The organism is Exiguobacterium sp. s127 (genome assembly GCF_018618695.1).
GTDB lineage: Bacteria > Bacillota > Bacilli > Exiguobacteriales > Exiguobacteriaceae > Exiguobacterium_A > Exiguobacterium_A oxidotolerans.
Genome location: NZ_JACSMO010000007.1, coordinates 135748 through 148708, shown reverse-complemented (window position 1 = coordinate 148708; position 12961 = coordinate 135748). Strand labels below are relative to the sequence as shown.

The 12961-nt window shown below is 45.3% G+C and carries 13 protein-coding genes and 1 pseudogene; 9 read left to right on the top strand and 5 right to left on the bottom strand.

Going from position 1 to position 12961, the window contains the following annotated elements; translation table 11 throughout:
• The first annotated feature begins 11 nt into the window (after positions 1-11).
• From menB to KNP98_RS16065, 4 genes and pseudogenes are all read left to right on the top strand, one after another.
• On the top strand, positions 12-836 hold the full coding sequence (menB, locus tag KNP98_RS10820) for a 1,4-dihydroxy-2-naphthoyl-CoA synthase (protein ID WP_029332747.1): 825 nt from the start codon (positions 12-14) through the stop codon (positions 834-836).
• A gap of 74 nt (positions 837-910) precedes the next feature.
• Positions 911-2284 carry an o-succinylbenzoate--CoA ligase gene (menE, locus tag KNP98_RS10815; RefSeq protein WP_214770006.1) on the top strand — a complete coding sequence of 458 codons (1374 nt, stop codon included), beginning with the start codon at positions 911-913 and terminating at the stop codon, positions 2282-2284.
• The gene (gene menC / locus KNP98_RS10810; RefSeq protein ID WP_088836407.1) at positions 2281-3351 is read left to right on the top strand and encodes an o-succinylbenzoate synthase; all 1071 of its coding nucleotides are present in this window, start codon (positions 2281-2283) and stop codon (positions 3349-3351) included. Before menE ends, menC begins: the two co-directional genes overlap by 4 nt.
• 281 nt (positions 3352-3632) lie before the next feature.
• Positions 3633-3874 (top strand): annotated as a pseudogene (locus tag KNP98_RS16065) (transposase); the annotation flags it as partial.
• A 32-nt stretch (positions 3875-3906) separates the two neighbouring features.
• Here KNP98_RS16065 and map read toward each other — a convergent pair.
• The 5 genes from map to KNP98_RS10780 all read right to left on the bottom strand — a co-directional run bounded on the left by map (position 3907) and on the right by KNP98_RS10780 (position 9073).
• On the bottom strand, positions 3907-4653 hold the full coding sequence (gene map / locus KNP98_RS10800) for a type I methionyl aminopeptidase (protein ID WP_088836406.1): 747 nt from the start codon (positions 4651-4653) through the stop codon (positions 3907-3909).
• A gap of 14 nt (positions 4654-4667) precedes the next feature.
• The gene (locus KNP98_RS10795; protein WP_214770009.1) at positions 4668-5858 is read right to left on the bottom strand and encodes an EAL-associated domain-containing protein; all 1191 of its coding nucleotides are present in this window, start codon (positions 5856-5858) and stop codon (positions 4668-4670) included.
• A gap of 72 nt (positions 5859-5930) precedes the next feature.
• Positions 5931-6197 (bottom strand): hypothetical protein, encoded by a 267-nt coding sequence (locus tag KNP98_RS10790; RefSeq protein WP_029332742.1) that lies wholly within the window; start codon positions 6195-6197, stop codon positions 5931-5933.
• Positions 6198-6294: 97 nt separating this feature from the next.
• Positions 6295-7881, bottom strand: coding sequence for a degradosome RNA helicase CshA (gene cshA, locus KNP98_RS10785; RefSeq protein ID WP_088836404.1), 1587 nt, complete (start codon positions 7879-7881; stop codon positions 6295-6297).
• 337 nt (positions 7882-8218) lie between these two features.
• Positions 8219-9073, bottom strand: coding sequence for a S1-like domain-containing RNA-binding protein (locus KNP98_RS10780; protein WP_029332740.1), 855 nt, complete (start codon positions 9071-9073; stop codon positions 8219-8221).
• Between the two features lie 237 nt (positions 9074-9310).
• Between KNP98_RS10780 and KNP98_RS10775 the strand changes: the two genes are divergently transcribed.
• The 5 genes from KNP98_RS10775 (at position 9311) to KNP98_RS10755 (ending at position 12882) form a co-directional block, all read left to right on the top strand.
• Positions 9311-9478 (top strand): hypothetical protein, encoded by a 168-nt coding sequence (locus tag KNP98_RS10775; protein ID WP_204251421.1) that lies wholly within the window; start codon positions 9311-9313, stop codon positions 9476-9478.
• Positions 9479-9609: 131 nt separating this feature from the next.
• Positions 9610-9915, top strand: a complete 306-nt coding sequence (locus tag KNP98_RS10770; RefSeq protein WP_088836403.1) for a hypothetical protein — start codon at positions 9610-9612, stop codon at positions 9913-9915.
• Positions 9916-9954: 39 nt separating this feature from the next.
• Positions 9955-10212: a hypothetical protein gene (locus tag KNP98_RS10765; protein ID WP_029332738.1), complete on the top strand. Its 258-nt coding sequence runs from the start codon at positions 9955-9957 to the stop codon at positions 10210-10212.
• 77 nt (positions 10213-10289) lie between these two features.
• On the top strand, positions 10290-10988 hold the full coding sequence (locus KNP98_RS10760; RefSeq protein WP_088836402.1) for a lysophospholipid acyltransferase family protein: 699 nt from the start codon (positions 10290-10292) through the stop codon (positions 10986-10988).
• 1 nt (position 10989) lies between these two features.
• On the top strand, positions 10990-12882 hold the full coding sequence (locus tag KNP98_RS10755) for an ABC-F family ATP-binding cassette domain-containing protein (RefSeq protein WP_088836401.1): 1893 nt from the start codon (positions 10990-10992) through the stop codon (positions 12880-12882).
• The last annotated feature ends 79 nt before the right edge of the window (positions 12883-12961 follow it).

Sequence of the window (12961 nt, the reverse complement as noted above, 5' to 3'; positions counted from 1 at the left end):
GGGGAATTTAGATGAAATATGCTCCAGAATGGGCAGCAGTCCGTAGTTATGAAGACATTAAATACGAAAAATGGAATGGGATCGCTAAAATTACGATCAACCGTCCTGAAGTGCGCAACGCGTTCCGTCCACACACGGTCCATGAATTAATCGATGCGTTCTCACGTGCGCGTGACGACCAAAACGTCGGTGTCATCATCTTGACAGGTGAAGGCGATCTCGCTTTCTGTTCAGGTGGAGACCAAAAAGTTCGCGGACATGGTGGTTACGTCGGTGAAGATGAAATCCCACGCTTGAACGTCCTTGACCTTCAACGTTTGATTCGTGTTATCCCGAAACCGGTCATCGCGATGGTCGCTGGTTATGCAATTGGTGGCGGACACGTCTTACACTTAGTCTGTGACTTAACGATTGCTGCTGATAATGCGAAGTTTGGACAAACCGGTCCTAAAGTTGGATCATTTGATGCAGGGTATGGTTCTGGTTACTTGGCTCGTGTCGTCGGCCATAAAAAAGCGCGTGAAATTTGGTTCCTCTGCCGTCAGTACGGTGCTCAAGAAGCACTCGACATGGGACTCATCAACACGGTCGTTCCACTTGCTGATCTGGAGCAAGAAACAATCCAATGGTGTTCTGAGATTCTTCAACATTCACCAACAGCTCTTCGTTTCTTAAAAGGAGCGCTCAATGCAGACTCTGATGGTCTTGCTGGAATTCAGCAACTTGCTGGAGATGCAACATTACTCTACTACACAACAGACGAAGCAAAAGAAGGACGCGATGCGTTCAAAGAAAAACGTGATCCTGACTTCGGTCAATTCCCACGTTTCCCATAATACGAAAAAAGGTTCAATGTCGTGAGACGTTTGAACCTTTTTCGTATCATCTTGAAGAAAGGATGTGATTTCCGGTGTACCCTTGGATTTATACACGCGCTAAGGAACAACCTAACGACTTAGCTCTAGTCACAGATCAAGCCCGCTTATCTTGGCAGGAATTATATACGGCAGCACACAAATTAGCAAGTGCCTGGGCAAGCCACCTTTCGCGTGGTGACCGGATTGCTCTTTATGGTCCTGCAAGTCAGTCATATATCATTGCCATCCATGCGGCACAACTACTTGAATTAACAATCGTCCCACTCAACGTCCGCTTAAGTCAGCGCGAACTGGATGATCAATTAAAACGAGCACAAGTCAAATATGTCATCTCCGACCGGACGCTAGATACCGATATCAAGATTTTACCGTTCCACTATGTGAACACGGCACCTGACATCATCGTTCGACATATGCCAAAACATTATGTCCAATCCATGCTCTTTACGAGCGGAACGACAGGTCGGGCTAAGGCAGTCGAACAGACAATGCTAAATCACTTTTCAAGTGCGATGAATGCAGCACGTCATATCGGTTCCTCGACGGATGATCGCTTCTTAATCGTTACCCCACTGTTTCATATGAGTGGTCTCGCTGTCGTTTACCGTGCTGTCATCTACGGCGCCCCGATCGTCCTTGAACCTCATTTCGCCCCGACGAAAACGATTGAATGGATTAAAAATGAACGGATTACCCATGTTTCCCTCGTTTCTGTCATGTTGGATCGGCTGCTTGAAGCAGGGTTGCGTCGCTATGATTTACGTGTCGTCTTGACGGGCGGTGGACCGGTCCCTTTACCGATTTTGACTCGCGCCCTCGATCGAAAGATTCCTGTCATGCAAACATACGGGATGACAGAAACCGCTTCGCAAATTGCGACACTATTGCCGGAAGATGCGTTACGAAAAATCGGTTCTGCCGGCCAAGCAATTGCCCCGACCGATATCCGAATCACACGCCATCAAGAAATCGAAGTCAAAGGACCGACCGTCATGAAAGGTTATTTTTCAGATGAGCAAGCGACCGTAGCATCTTTTACCGCAGACGGCTATCTCAAGACAGGTGACCTTGGACGTTTAGATGAAGAAGGCTATTTATACGTTCTCGATCGGCGAAGCGATTTAATCATTTCAGGCGGTGAGAATGTCTATCCGGCTGAAGTCGAATCTGCCCTGCTCTCGATTGACGGAATCAAGGAAGCTGGTGTCGTCGGTCGCTTTGATTCGACTTGGGGACAAGTCCCTGTTGCGTTTATCGTCAGCGCTGTCGATGAATCGGTCGTCCGTCAAGCAATCAGTCAGTTGCTCGCCAAATATAAGTGTCCCGTCGCCTATGTTTATCGTGACGCTCTGCCACGGAATGCGAACGGTAAACTGCTGCGTCATCAACTGAAGGACTTCGTATGAAGATCACACTTCGAAGCGCAGAAGTATTTGATGTCCGATTAACATTCCGTCAGCCGATGAAAACGGCACTCACTACTTTAAGTAATCGCCGGACGACGATTCTCCGATTGACGGACACAGAAGGCAACATCGGTTACGGGGAAGGTGTCGCCTTTGAAACACCTTGGTATACCGCGGAGACACAAGATTCGATTCATGCCTTAGCTCCCGTCCTCTATCGCTTGCTTAAAGGACCGCTCAATCATCCGTCAGAAGTCGCAACACGCTTTCACCCGATTCAAGGAAACCAGATGGCAAAAGCAATGTTCGACGGCGCCGTCTATGAATTGTTTGCTCGCGCGAGTAACCAAACGCTTGCCACGTATCTCGGAGGTGACGAAAACAAAGCCATCGCTTGCGGAAAAGCACTTGGTCGCGCGGAAGCCAGCAAGACGGTACGTGCCGTTGAGGACGCGTTACAGGACGGTTTTCAGCGTATCAAGCTAAAGCTAGACCCAACGGATACCTCCGTCTTAGCGCACGTTCGAAAACAATTTCCTGATGCGCCTTTAATGTTTGATGCCAACGGAAGTTTCACCCGTTCCGAGATGAATCTCCTGCAGGACTGGGATCAGTATGGATTAATCATGATGGAGCAACCATTTCGGGCAGATGATTGGTTGACGCATCAATATGCTGCGTCACTGCTCTCGACTCCTTTATGTTTGGACGAATCGATCCAAACGGTCACTGACGCTGACTTAATGCTCTCACTCGGTGCAGGTCAAATCATCAACATTAAACCGGCACGCGTCGGAGGCTTGACGAACGCCCTAGCATTAAGAGATAAAGCGACGTACTGGCTCGGTGGAATGTTCGAGAGTGGAATCGGGCGTCGGCAGACGCTTGCTTTCGCTACACTACCTGGTCTAGCGTATCCGATTGACATGGCTGGAACCGATCATTATTTCGCCGAAGATCTCCTTGAAGTCGACTATCGAATCGGGAACGGTCACATTCCATACGCCGAGCACGAGGTTTCACTCGAGCGGTTAAATCGCCTTACCCGGTCTAAAATCGTTCTTTGAAGACGTTAAGAATTCGCATTGCGCAAAAAAAGCTTCTACCTTTTCCGTTGCTTTCCTTGGGCGAGACGCGATAAAACGGCATACCTATGTAGACAAACTAGATGGCAGGTCACTTGAATGTGATTTTCCATCTTTTTTTGTTCTCTCTTTCCTTCCTAATCGTCTTCCTGTGGCAAACATCGCGCCGCTACAGCGAAGCTGCAGGGTCGCTCCTGTTTGCTTTCCACTAGGAAGCGATTAGATCGGAAACCGAGGTTTTTTTAGCCTTCCTTCATATTATAATTGAACGTGTCTTGGCGGACGCGACAGAAAAGCATGGCATACGTTGGACTCGCTACCTCGGGTTAAAAAAGTGACGATTCAGGCAATGCTCACTTTTGCTACCCTGAACCTCAAAAAATTGGCCAATTGGTCATGGAATTTCAGTCGGAATCCTAATGTAGTGTCATATTTTTTACACATACATAAGACAAACCCTCATTTCCAAGTGGAAATGAGGGTTTGTCTACAATCTACATTCTAAAAGCGCCGTCCCTTTGCGGAACGACGCTTTTTTTAGTCTGCCTTCGTCAAGATTTCGTATCCATCCTTCAAGACAACGACGCTATGTTCGAACTGTGAAACCAAACTTTTATTTGGCGTGTACAGTGTCCAGCCATCCTTTTCATCTTCCATACAAAATTCGTCGCTCGTCGAGATAAACGTTTCGACTGCGATGACTTGTCCTTCTTTCAACAAATCATTTTCTTCTCGGTTGAAGTAATTCGAAATCGACTCCGGTTCACCATGCAACGTTTTTCCTAATCCATGTCCAGCTAAATTCCGAATGACCGTAAAGCCATTTTTGCGTGTTTCCGCATAGATTGCTTTACCGATTTGATTGACTTTCGTACCTGCTTTGACTTTTTCAAGTCCTTTTTCAAGGGCAGACAATGACACCTCGACCAGTCGGACGTGCTCAGGACGCTTCGCTTCGCCCGCAATCACCGTTTTACCTGTATCTGAATAGTAGCCATCTTTGACTGCCGAGACATCGACGTTGACGATATCGCCTTCTTGAATGACATATGCACCAGGAATACCATGAGCCGCGACTTCATTGACACTGATACACGTTGCTCCAGGGAAATCATACATGACGATCGGTGCTGATTCCGCCCCATGTTCCTTCAAAATACGCGCTCCGATGTCATCAAGCTCTTTCGTTGTAATTCCTGGTTTGACGGCATCCGCCATTTCATCGCGTGCAATGGCGACGATGCGCCCAATCTCACGTAGTGCATCATAATCATAATCCAACATGTTTCATTTCCTCCTTATTCACTTAACCGTTCTTGATATAAATAACTTGCTGAAATATCAGCAAATAAGAACATCCCATTATTTAGCGGCATACTGAACGTTCGCGTTTGTTCACTCGAACTGAAATCGACGTATCGATCAGAGAGGTATCCCGTATGCCGTCGTTCCATCGCAACCGTGGTCCGAATGAAATACGGTCGAAAACTCCAGTTATAACCTTTGTAAAACGCATATGTTTTCCATTCACCGCTCTTTTTGCTAACGTTTGATGACTTTTGAAAGCCATTCGCGTCTGTGATGTAAAAGCGAATGAATTCGGGTTCCATTTTTTGAGCCAGCTTAATTAACCATTCATCCAATGATTCATCTGATTTTAACGACTGGCAGTACTCATTAAACCGAACCGTCCAGTCTTGTTCGAGCTGGAACAAACGATTCATCTGTTCCCGGTCATATTTATAGAACATCGGCACTTCATGTAATAAGATTTCCATGCCTGGGCATGTCGTCACCCAGTCAGGTGTCGTCTCACCGAGTAGATTTCCCATGTAATAGCGCCCACCGTGTTGCCATGCATACCGGAGTTGACCAAGATGGCTGATATTTTTGTAAAGAAGTGGCGCACCGAGTTGGTCACATAAGTGTTCCATCGTTTGTAACAGGTGCGGATAACTCGCTGAAACGGTTTTTTTCTCAATCATCGAAGATAAGTCGACAATCAGCATATCCGGCGACATGGCAAAAACGCGTTCTAAGCTCGTCGCCTCCGCACGATCAAGCGCAACCTTTAAGCCAGAGTTTTGATAGTACGCAACGATTCGTCCGAGTCGATCAAAGTCATCCACTTGGACATCGGTCAGTGTGACATATAACCGGTCTTCCGGAAAGTCGATCTGTGCGTTACGTAAGATACTCAAAAAATCTTCGCCACCATTTTCGAATAACCAATCAGGTCGACAGCGGATTAAGACAAATGAATGCGCATCGGCCGGGACTTTTTGAAAAGCATGGCGAATGACATGACTCATGACTTCTAACTGGTATTCAATTGGTACATCATCTTCTTGAAAAAATGGCTTCAGCGGCTCACCGCGAAAATGAGATTGGATTTCATACCCTTCCACTTTAAAAGGTGCCGCTCCAACAATTGGTTGGAACCACGCCTCAATCTGTTCGGGATGAACAATGACATCTAATGCATCCATTCTTCTCCCCCCTATTCTCTTGTTCTATCTTATCAAAAAAAAGACCACCCTGTAATCAGAGAGGCCCCGTCTTTAAAATAACGTTGTATCTTTTCTTAACGCAATGTACAAATAGACCCCAAATGTCGCCGTTAAATAGATAATGCTCAGAACACCGTATTGAATGCCTGTAGCACCACCCTTACCAATCGCTAAGACGAGAAAAATAATCCCGCCAAACAATAACGTCGCTAAAGGGATATAACGAAAGTGTCCTTTTGTCGTCTGCTCGCTAATTTTTTTAGTTGCGATGAGCAGTCCAATCAGACAAATGAATGCTGCTGCATAAATGGTATACACGAACGATTCAGCCCTCTCTATATCTTTCATTGCTCATTTTATCATGAGAATTCATAAAAAAGAACCGACTTGTCTGTGACAAATCGGTTCGGATTTTTTACTTTTCAAAACGTGGTTTACGTCCGCCACGGTTACGATCACTTTCGCTACGGTTGCTACGACCAGCGTATCCACCTTCACGACGATCTGATGACGATGAACTACGGTTTCCTTCAGAAGGACGACCACCTTCACGGCGCTCCCCACCACGCGGGTTGCTGCCACGGTATCCGCCACCACGGTTAGAAGAACCAGAACCTGATCCACCTTTATTGCCGTAAGGACGACGGTTACCACCGCCACCGTTGCTACCAAAACGTTTGACACGGATTGGTTCGATTGACGAAATTTGAACTGGAGTTGCATCCGGCTCTTTCGTTAATCCTTTAAGCGCTGCTGCGATTAATTCAACCGCTTCATACTCTTCAAGAAGTTCTTGCGCGAGTGTTGTATACTCTTGTGAGTTTTTCGCTTCTACACGTTTGATGAGTTCTTGTGCAGCAAGCTTCAAGTTGCCTTCCAAGATTTCGTCAAGTGTCGGTGCGTGACGACGTGACATTTTTTTGTTTGTTACACGTTCGATTGTTTTGATTTGACCAAATTCACGTGGTGTAACGAACGTGATTGCTGATCCCGTTTTACCAGCACGTCCCGTACGACCGATACGGTGAACGTAGCTCTCTGGATCTTGTGGTACATCAAAGTTGTAAACGTGTGTAACACCAGAAATATCAAGTCCACGTGCTGCAACGTCTGTCGCAACAAGGATATCGATTGTTCCTTTTTTGAAGCGACGAATGACTTGGTCACGTTTCGCTTGTGTTAAGTCACCGTGTAAACCGTCCGCCGTGTATCCACGTTGGATAAGTCCTTCCGTCATTTCGTCAACACGTTTTTTCGTACGACCAAAGATGATTGAAAGTTCTGGAGAATCTGTATCAATCAAGCGGCAAAGCACATCGAATTTTTGGCTTTCTTTTAGTTCGATGAATGATTGGTCGATGTTTTCGACTGTCATTTCTTTTGCTTTTACTTTGATGTGCGTTGGTGTTGTCATGAAACGATCCGCGATTTTACGAATCTGTGGTGGCATCGTTGCAGAGAACAAAAGTGTTTGACGAGTTGGCGGAAGTGTACCTAAGATTTTTTCGATATCTTCCACGAAGCCCATGTTCAACATTTCATCTGCTTCATCCAAGATGACTGTTTGAACGTGGTCAAGGTTTAATGTTTTACGGTTCATGTGATCCATTAGGCGACCAGGTGTCGCAACGACGATTTGTGGGTTCTTGCGAAGCGCACGAATCTGACGATCGATTTGCTGACCACCGTATACTGGCAATGCATGAACGCGTTTCATTTCACCAATGCGGTTAAGTTCTTCTGCTACTTGAATCGCAAGTTCACGAGTCGGTGCAAGAATCAACGCTTGGATATGGCGCGATTTTGCGTCAAGACGCTCAATCGTCGGAATACCGAATGCTGCTGTTTTACCAGTACCTGTTTGTGCTTGACCGATTAAGTCAACGCCGCTAAGACCGACTGGAATTGTTTCTGCTTGGATTGGAGTTGCTTCTTCAAAGCCCATTTTTAGGACACCTTTGATAAGTGCCTCACTAAGATTTAATTCACGAAATGTTGTCAATGCTAAATACTCTCCTTTGTCATATGAAAAGCGTCTGCCACTAAACAGACGCTACCGTAACGAATACAATCGACTACCTATTATAGCAGAAGCCCGTCCTTAAAGATAGAGGCTATTTCTACTGATAATAATGTTTAGGGAAGTCACCATCATAATCGTTGCCATAAGGGCGAGGGAAAGGCATGATGCCCGGACCGTTCAACGCTTTAAATCGCGCCGCTTGCCCCCACTAGTGATGGGGTTTTATTTGGAAATGGTCGCCGGTTAAAACCAGCCGCAACCACCAAAATGATGAATTCCTAACTATTTATTCGAAACGTAGGTGCAGTTGGCTAGCTTACTTCGTTAGCCGAATACCCGTTTCATGTTTTTCTATTTTTTTATCTTTCAACAATCGACCTAGAGCACGTTTGAAGGCAGCCTTACTTAGGCCGAATACCTCATCAATCGTCTCAGGAGGTGTCTTATCACCATACGCCATCTGACCGCCATGTTCAAGTAGGTGGTTCAGGATTAAATCCGCATCGATGTCGATTGCCTCGTGAGCACGTGGTCTTGCTGAAAGTAATACTGTACCATCTGGCTTCACATTTGTCACCCGTAATTTCATAACTTCTCCGAGACGCGGCCACCGTTCCATCTCTTGTTCATGTAGAAAACCAATCGATTGATCGTTCACCCAAACGTTGACACCCGGGTCGCGTTGAGCAAAAACAAGTCCTTCAACGTCCATGTTATTCCACTCTTCCGGTGCCGGTTGCGCCTTGAGATTGAAATAGGCATAAGGAGCCGGGTCACCTAACAAACGTAATTTTTGGTCATGTTTCAAACGAATGTAAAGTTCGTCTCCCTCTTCCGGCCAAAATGTCCGGCGTTGCGGAAGATCGTCCAGCGAGACGAGAACATCCTTTTGAATTCCGATGTTCGCAAAAACACCTGTATTGTAACGTGTTCCGTTAATCGGTGCTTTGACGTAATCCTCAAATGACGCTTCCGGAATCGTCATCGATGAGGCGAGACGCCCTTCATTGTCTTGATAAAGGAATACTTCGACCTCTTCTTCTAGCATGAGCGATTTCGTCTGTTCATTTTTATGAAGTAAGATATCCTCCGTACCATCACTTAAAAACACACCAAATTCTGCTTCACGCTCTACTTTTAATGTGACAACCTGTCCTGCACGTAGTGCCATTTATGGTCATCTCCTTTCATTAACTTGGTTAAGCTGAAACACTCAACTAACCGTAAGTTCTTTTCATCACCTTCAATACTATACTCTTTTTCAACCTATCTCCGACATCAAATGGAAGCGAACAGTTGTGACATTTTTGTGAACGAATCTGATTTAAGTGATTTTTTTGAAAAAAACAGATATGATAAAAGAATAGGAAAAAGAAGGTTTAGTTTTGGTAAATATGGGGGAAAAACTATGTTTCATGACATTCAATCGCGTTCTTTCGCAAGACGCTTTACAAAAACGTTAGTATTCGCTTTTTTCGCATTTCTCGCAACGATTGGAATTGTATTCGCTGAAGGGTCGAGTAGCACTGATTTGTCTCCAAAGACACCTGCACTCCAACAAATCGATACACCTTAAAATCTACATCTCATCGTGTAGATTTTTTTATTTGTTTCCGAGTTTTTACTGGACGATAAAGGAAATCCTGCTTCGTTAGCGAATTGCTTTACTAGACACACTTAGTAGAGTGACACGAAGGAGGAAGTACTGTGTATTTTTACTTATTTACGACGCTTACGGGTCTCATTAGTACATACCTTAGTTTTATCACGGGATATTATACCGATTCAGTCGGGATTTTCGTCTTCACCCTATCCATTTGTCTTTCACTTTCATCTTTTAGACAATTAATTCGTACGACATATCATGGTTATCATGAATATATGCAATACCGCCGCGTCAAAAAACAGTTGGAGCGTATGAAGAAACGGGAACACTCTTATCAATTGTCTTACGAACAAAATGACACAGTCGCATCACTTGCATTATCAACGACAGAACAGCATGATAAATAAAGAGTTTGACTTCATGTTTTTAGGAGGAACCGATTCATTATGAATGAAATACCACTATCCAACGGCTGGACACTTCGTTACTCACCTGTCATCGACTTATGGCTAAAAGAAGATGGTGTTTTACTCGTCGATCATGAAGATAAGGTACGTTTGACACTCATCCTCGATGAAGAGACGATGGAAATCAAACAAATCGATAATACGAATGCCTCGTTTTCCATCGATCCGACGACGAGACGCCTGACATTCGAACTCGGCGAGAGTGAAGAGGAATCTGAACCTCGTTACTGGGAATAAAGAAGAAGACCGGGTGCGATACCTGGTCTTTTTTTGTACAATAATAATACACAGTAAAAAAGGAGTTTGATGCCATCATGTTACGCACGATCATCTGGTTCATTCATTTTGGGCTAGTATTACCTCTTACATTACCATTTTTGCCTGGCGCAAAACGTCGAACACACGCCGCTCGCTACGCGTATACACAAAAAGTAGCACACGTTTGGGCGAATTCGCTCCTTCGCTTAGCTGGAGTGAAAGTCCGTCTGACAGGGGAAGAACATATTCCGTCTGATCAACCTGTCGTCTTCATCGCCAACCACCAAGGGAATTTTGACATTCCGATTTTGCTCGGACATATCGCAAAACCCAAAGCCTTTATTTCGAAAATCGAAGTCAATAAGATTCCAATCGTCAATGTCTGGATGAATTTAATGGGATGTGTCATGATTGACCGAAAAGATCGCCGACAGTCTTTAAAGGCGATTCGTGCCGGTGTCGAGACAATCAAAGATGGGCAATCGATGATCATCTTCCCGGAAGGTACTCGCTCGAAAGGCGGACCGATTGCTGAGTTCAAAGCAGGTAGCTTCACCCTAGCAACATCTAGTGGTGCACGCGTCGTTCCGATTGCCATTTCAGGAAGCTATCGTGTCATGGAAGAGACTGGTCGGATTCGACCGGCAACTGTCGATGTGACAATCCTTCCATCCATCGACCCTGCTACAATGACCCAAAAAGAACTCGTCGCTACTGTTGAACAACAAATCAAGCATATTGTAGAAGGAGTCTGACATGCTACTTAAAGTAGATCAATTAAAAAAAGAATTTGCTGATAAAATCGTTTTTGAAGACGTGACATTTTCCGTCACACCCGGAGACCGGATTGGAATTATCGGTGTCAACGGGACAGGAAAATCGACACTGCTCCATATTTTAGCAGGAAAAGAGACAGCTGATTTCGGTGAACTGCATCATCCGAACGATTACCGGATACGTTTACTTTCACAATCGACAGATTATCCGGAAGATCAAACAGTGATGGAAGTGCTCCTCTCCGGAAACACACCGACAATCAATGCTTTACGCCATTATGAAACGGCTCGTTTAGCGCTTGAACAAGATCCGACAAATGAAACGTTACTCAAACGATTCATCGATGCCCAAACGGAAATTGATGCCGCAAATGCCTGGGATACGGAGTCTCGCCTTAAAATGATTTTAACGCGACTTGGCATTACAGATTTAGAAGCAAAAATCGGTTCGTTATCGGGCGGCCAACGGAAGCGTGTCGGCTTGGCAGAAGCTTTGCTCGACGAAGCCGATCTATTACTACTCGATGAGCCAACGAATGAACTCGATGCAGAAACGATTACTTGGCTCGAATCACAGATCAAGGAATACCGTGGAGCGATTCTGTTGATTACCCACGACCGTTATTTCTTGAATCGTGTCACGAATCACATGATGGAAATCGCGAACGGGACGGCCCATTTTTATGTCGGAAACTATGAGTCATTCCTTGAAAAGCGGGCTGAGCGCCGCGAACGGACTGCTTCAATGGAAGAGAAGCGCCAAAACATTTTACGCCGTGAACTCGCTTGGCTACGTCGTGGTGCAAAGGCACGGACGACAAAACAAAAGGCACGGATTCAGCGTGTCGATGCACTCCAAGAACTCTCTTATGAAGAAGAAGAAGCAACACTTGAAGTACAAGTCGGTTCGACACGACTCGGTAAAAAAGTCATCGAAGCAACGGAACTTGGTCATACATTTGGTGAACGAACACTGTTCGAATCATTTAGCTGGTTATTCGGTCGAAAAGAACGTTATGGCATCGTCGGTCGGAACGGGAGCGGGAAATCGACACTGTTGTCGATTTTAGCGAAACAACTTGAACCGACTCAAGGGGAAGTCGTGCACGGGGAAACGGTCAAAGTTGGGTTTTATGGACAGTTCGCCGAGTTCACGCACCCGGAACGTCGTGTCATCGATGAAGTCGAACGGATCGCCCAGGTGATCACGACACTTGATGGTCAAGAAATCACAGCCAGTCAGATGCTTGAGCAGTTCTTATTCAAACCGGAAGCACAGTATAAGCCGATTGGTAAATTATCCGGTGGCGAAAAGCGTCGACTCAAGTTGTTGACGATCTTAATGGATGAACCAAACGTCTTGTTCCTCGATGAGCCGACGAATGATTTAGATACAGAAACGCTGTCGGTTCTTGAAGATTATCTCGAGTCCTTCCCCGGGACGGTTATCACAGTCAGTCATGATCGTTATTTCCTCGACCGTGTCGTCAATCGGTTACTTGCGTTCGAGAATAGTACGATTGTCTCTTATTATGGGCAGTATACGGATTACCTGGAACAGCGTGAGGATGAGACACCTGAAGCAGCTATCGTGACTGAGGTAAAAGAAGTGGTAGCTGCTCCAACCGACATCCCGAAAAAATTGTCTTATCAGGAACAACAAGATTGGACAACGATTGAGACACAGATTGAAAACGCGGAAGCTGCGCTTGAGCAACTCGAACAACAGCTCGCTTCGGCAGGTAGCGATATCGGGCAAGTTAATGAACTCTATCAAAAGATTGAGCAAGGAAAATCCCAACTCGATCAACTGATGGACTATTGGTCTTACTTGTCCGAGAAGATAGAGGCGTACGAATCTTATAAAAAATAATTTGTTTTTGATTTATTGTCTATTTGACCGTATATTTTCCTTTCCGGAAAAATGCGGTCTTTTTTCTTCTGTTCCAAGT

Coding starts and splice junctions, on each gene's coding strand:
- menB (WP_029332747.1), top strand. CDS start 12: ATGAAATATGCTCCAGAATGGGCAGCAGTCCGTAGTTATGAAGACATT.
- menC (WP_088836407.1), top strand. CDS start 2,281: ATGAAGATCACACTTCGAAGCGCAGAAGTATTTGATGTCCGATTAACA.
- map (WP_088836406.1), bottom strand. CDS start 4,653: ATGTTGGATTATGATTATGATGCACTACGTGAGATTGGGCGCATCGTC.
- KNP98_RS10795 (WP_214770009.1), bottom strand. CDS start 5,858: ATGGATGCATTAGATGTCATTGTTCATCCCGAACAGATTGAGGCGTGG.
- KNP98_RS10780 (WP_029332740.1), bottom strand. CDS start 9,073: ATGGCACTACGTGCAGGACAGGTTGTCACATTAAAAGTAGAGCGTGAA.
- KNP98_RS10775 (WP_204251421.1), top strand. CDS start 9,311: ATGTTTCATGACATTCAATCGCGTTCTTTCGCAAGACGCTTTACAAAA.
- KNP98_RS10765 (WP_029332738.1), top strand. CDS start 9,955: ATGAATGAAATACCACTATCCAACGGCTGGACACTTCGTTACTCACCT.
- KNP98_RS10760 (WP_088836402.1), top strand. CDS start 10,290: ATGTTACGCACGATCATCTGGTTCATTCATTTTGGGCTAGTATTACCT.
- KNP98_RS10755 (WP_088836401.1), top strand. CDS start 10,990: ATGCTACTTAAAGTAGATCAATTAAAAAAAGAATTTGCTGATAAAATC.